Origin of the sequence: Caballeronia arationis, from assembly GCF_001544975.2 — a bacterium.
Taxonomy (GTDB): Bacteria; Pseudomonadota; Gammaproteobacteria; order Burkholderiales; family Burkholderiaceae; genus Caballeronia; species Caballeronia arationis.
The window spans coordinates 1-3,922 of the sequence record NZ_FCOG02000285.1 but is presented as its reverse complement, the minus strand read 5'-3'; the positions used below and the strand labels follow the sequence as shown (position 1 = coordinate 3,922).

The 3,922-nt window shown below is 63.3% G+C and carries 2 protein-coding genes; both read left to right on the top strand.

Annotation, left to right across the window (positions count from 1 at the left end; all coding sequences use genetic code 11):
- The first annotated feature begins 398 nt into the window (after window positions 1-398).
- Window positions 399-1,907, top strand: coding sequence for a group II intron reverse transcriptase/maturase (ltrA, locus tag AWB81_RS40985; protein ID WP_062644150.1), 1,509 nt, complete (start codon window positions 399-401; stop codon window positions 1,905-1,907).
- Window positions 1,908-2,355: 448 nt separating this feature from the next.
- The gene (ltrA, locus tag AWB81_RS40980) at window positions 2,356-3,864 is read left to right on the top strand and encodes a group II intron reverse transcriptase/maturase (protein WP_062644150.1); all 1,509 of its coding nucleotides are present in this window, start codon (window positions 2,356-2,358) and stop codon (window positions 3,862-3,864) included.
- The last annotated feature ends 58 nt before the right edge of the window (window positions 3,865-3,922 follow it).

The window sequence follows — 3,922 nt, the reverse complement described above, 5'->3', positions numbered from 1 at the left end:
CGTGTCCGTGCGCCGGTCAAAACCGGTGAGGTGTTGTGAATGAAAGAGTCATACGTTGAAGGCCTAGCCAGCCACGGCGGCCCCGAGTCATGCGTGTGTATCCGTGAGGATGCAGGCGAAGCGTTGACAGGGGTACGCGCAGGCCGGGTATTGAGCCGCGAAATATTTGCCCCGTGCAGCAATGCACGGGCCGACCGGGGTGTCGAGGCTGTGGACACAAGCCGAAGGCCACACCGGCGCTGCCGCATTGGCGAGGCAGCGCTGGACCCCGCGCGGTCTGAGACCCCGCGCACGCGCGGAAACATCTCACACGGGAACCGGGAGATCCCGCACTCTATTGCACCCCGCTGGGAAGCGCCGGGTGCAGTGCGCATCGTGAAGCCTGAGGGTGTACGACGATGAGCCACGGGCGCGGGAAGTCGGACTGCTGCGTAGTACCTGAGAAGCTGCCGAACAAGGCTGCAGGTGAAATTCCGGCAGCGGCGGAGGCGGTGGAGGGAAGGCGGCAGGCCAAGGGAAATGCAGTCGCGGCGCACATGTCCCGCAGTTCGGGGCGGGAATATGACATGGGAACGGCGCTCGACGGCATACGACAGACGGCCAGAGGCCGACCGGGTGCGAAGTTCACCACCCTGATGCATCACATCTACGCGGTCGACCGCCTGCGGGCAGCCTACCTTGCGCTGGAGCGCAAGGCGGCAGCCGGGGTGGACGGCGAGACATGGCAGTCGTACGGACTGGACCTCGAAGCGCGGCTTCTGGACCTGTCCGACCGGCTGGCCCGAGGGGCCTACCGGCCCCAGCCTGTCAGACGCGTGTACATCGACAAGGCAGACGGCAGCAAGCGCCCGCTGGGCGTGCCGGCGCTGGAGGACAAGCTCGTCCAGCTTGCGACGGTCGAGGTGCTCAACGCGATCTACGAACAGGACTTCGTCGGGTTCAGCTACGGCTTTCGTCCCGGCAAAAGCGCGCACAACGCGCTCGACGCTGTGAGCGTGGGTATCGAGCGCAGAAAGGTGAACTGGATACTCGATGCGGATATCAGCAAGTTCTACGACACAATCGAACACGACTGGCTGATCAGACTCATCGAGCACCGAGTGGCGGACACACGGGTGGTGCGGCTCATCAAGAAATGGCTGCATGCCGGTGTGCTGGAAGACGGCAGGTTGACGCAGAGTGAAATCGGTACGGTTCAGGGCGGCAGTATCTCGCCGCTCCTGTCGAACATCTATCTTCATTACGCGTTTGACCTGTGGGTGAAGCAGTGGCGTGCGCGGCACGCCGAAGGCGACATGATCGTGGTGCGGTATGCCGACGATTGGGTCGCGGGGTTCCAGTACGTGCGAGACGCAGAGCGCTTCCAGCGTGAAGTGACCGAACGGCTGGCCCGCTTCGGCCTGAAGCTGCACGAGCGCAAGACGCGGCTGATCGAGTTCGGGCGCTTTGCGCGCGAGAACTGCCGACGTCGCGGCAGACGCAAACCGCATACCTTCGACTTCCTGGGCTTTACGCATTGTTGCGGGAAGACTCGCAAGGGTAGGTTTGCGGTTCTGCGAGTGACCAGCGTCAAACGAATGCGAGCCAAGCTTCAGGCAGTCAAGGAACAGTTGCGACGGCGCATGCACCGGACCATTGCGGAGCAGGGGCGGTATCTGCGCGCTGTGGTGGCTGGGCATGTACGGTACTTCGGCGTGCCACGAAACGGAGCGCGCCTCGGGCGTTTCCGTGGCTGTATTGCCCGCCTGTGGTATCGCACGTTGCGCCGTCGTAGCCAAACCAGTCGGCTGACCTTGGAGCGAATGGCTCGTCTCGCATTGCACTGGCTGCCTCCCACTCACATATGCCACCCGTACCCAGACCAGCGTCTGATCGTTACGACCCAAGGCAGGAGCCGTATGCGTTAGGAGCGCACGTACGGATCTGCGGAGGGGGTGATAGGCGACTGTCATTCCTACTCCAACGTGCGCCGGTCAAAACCGGTGAGGTGTTGTGAATGAAAGAGTCATACGTTGAAGGCCTAGCCAGCCACGGCGGCCCCGAGTCATGCGTGTGTATCCGTGAGGATGCAGGCGAAGCGTTGACAGGGGTACGCGCAGGCCGGGTATTGAGCCGCGAAATATTTGCCCCGTGCAGCAATGCACGGGCCGACCGGGGTGTCGAGGCTGTGGACACAAGCCGAAGGCCACACCGGCGCTGCCGCATTGGCGAGGCAGCGCTGGACCCCGCGCGGTCTGAGACCCCGCGCACGCGCGGAAACATCTCACACGGGAACCGGGAGATCCCGCACTCTATTGCACCCCGCTGGGAAGCGCCGGGTGCAGTGCGCATCGTGAAGCCTGAGGGTGTACGACGATGAGCCACGGGCGCGGGAAGTCGGACTGCTGCGTAGTACCTGAGAAGCTGCCGAACAAGGCTGCAGGTGAAATTCCGGCAGCGGCGGAGGCGGTGGAGGGAAGGCGGCAGGCCAAGGGAAATGCAGTCGCGGCGCACATGTCCCGCAGTTCGGGGCGGGAATATGACATGGGAACGGCGCTCGACGGCATACGACAGACGGCCAGAGGCCGACCGGGTGCGAAGTTCACCACCCTGATGCATCACATCTACGCGGTCGACCGCCTGCGGGCAGCCTACCTTGCGCTGGAGCGCAAGGCGGCAGCCGGGGTGGACGGCGAGACATGGCAGTCGTACGGACTGGACCTCGAAGCGCGGCTTCTGGACCTGTCCGACCGGCTGGCCCGAGGGGCCTACCGGCCCCAGCCTGTCAGACGCGTGTACATCGACAAGGCAGACGGCAGCAAGCGCCCGCTGGGCGTGCCGGCGCTGGAGGACAAGCTCGTCCAGCTTGCGACGGTCGAGGTGCTCAACGCGATCTACGAACAGGACTTCGTCGGGTTCAGCTACGGCTTTCGTCCCGGCAAAAGCGCGCACAACGCGCTCGACGCTGTGAGCGTGGGTATCGAGCGCAGAAAGGTGAACTGGATACTCGATGCGGATATCAGCAAGTTCTACGACACAATCGAACACGACTGGCTGATCAGACTCATCGAGCACCGAGTGGCGGACACACGGGTGGTGCGGCTCATCAAGAAATGGCTGCATGCCGGTGTGCTGGAAGACGGCAGGTTGACGCAGAGTGAAATCGGTACGGTTCAGGGCGGCAGTATCTCGCCGCTCCTGTCGAACATCTATCTTCATTACGCGTTTGACCTGTGGGTGAAGCAGTGGCGTGCGCGGCACGCCGAAGGCGACATGATCGTGGTGCGGTATGCCGACGATTGGGTCGCGGGGTTCCAGTACGTGCGAGACGCAGAGCGCTTCCAGCGTGAAGTGACCGAACGGCTGGCCCGCTTCGGCCTGAAGCTGCACGAGCGCAAGACGCGGCTGATCGAGTTCGGGCGCTTTGCGCGCGAGAACTGCCGACGTCGCGGCAGACGCAAACCGCATACCTTCGACTTCCTGGGCTTTACGCATTGTTGCGGGAAGACTCGCAAGGGCAGGTTTGCGGTTCTGCGAGTGACCAGCGTCAAACGAATGCGAGCCAAGCTTCAGGCAGTCAAGGAACAGTTGCGACGGCGCATGCACCGGACCATTGCGGAGCAGGGGCGGTATCTGCGCGCTGTGGTGGCTGGGCATGTACGGTACTTCGGCGTGCCACGAAACGGAGCGCGCCTCGGGCGTTTCCGTGGCTGTATTGCCCGCCTGTGGTATCGCACGTTGCGCCGTCGTAGCCAAACCAGTCGGCTGACCTTGGAGCGAATGGCTCGTCTCGCATTGCACTGGCTGCCTCCCACTCACATATGCCACCCGTACCCAGACCAGCGTCTGATCGTTACGACCCAAGGCAGGAGCCGTATGCGTTAGGAGCGCACGTACGGATCTGCGGAGGGGGTGATAGGCGACTGTCATTCCTACTCCAACA

Excerpts from the sequence above, each read along its gene's own strand:
- ltrA (WP_062644150.1), top strand. The coding sequence starts at position 399 with ATGAGCCACGGGCGCGGGAAGTCGGACTGCTGCGTAGTACCTGAGAAG.
- ltrA (WP_062644150.1), top strand. The coding sequence starts at position 2,356 with ATGAGCCACGGGCGCGGGAAGTCGGACTGCTGCGTAGTACCTGAGAAG.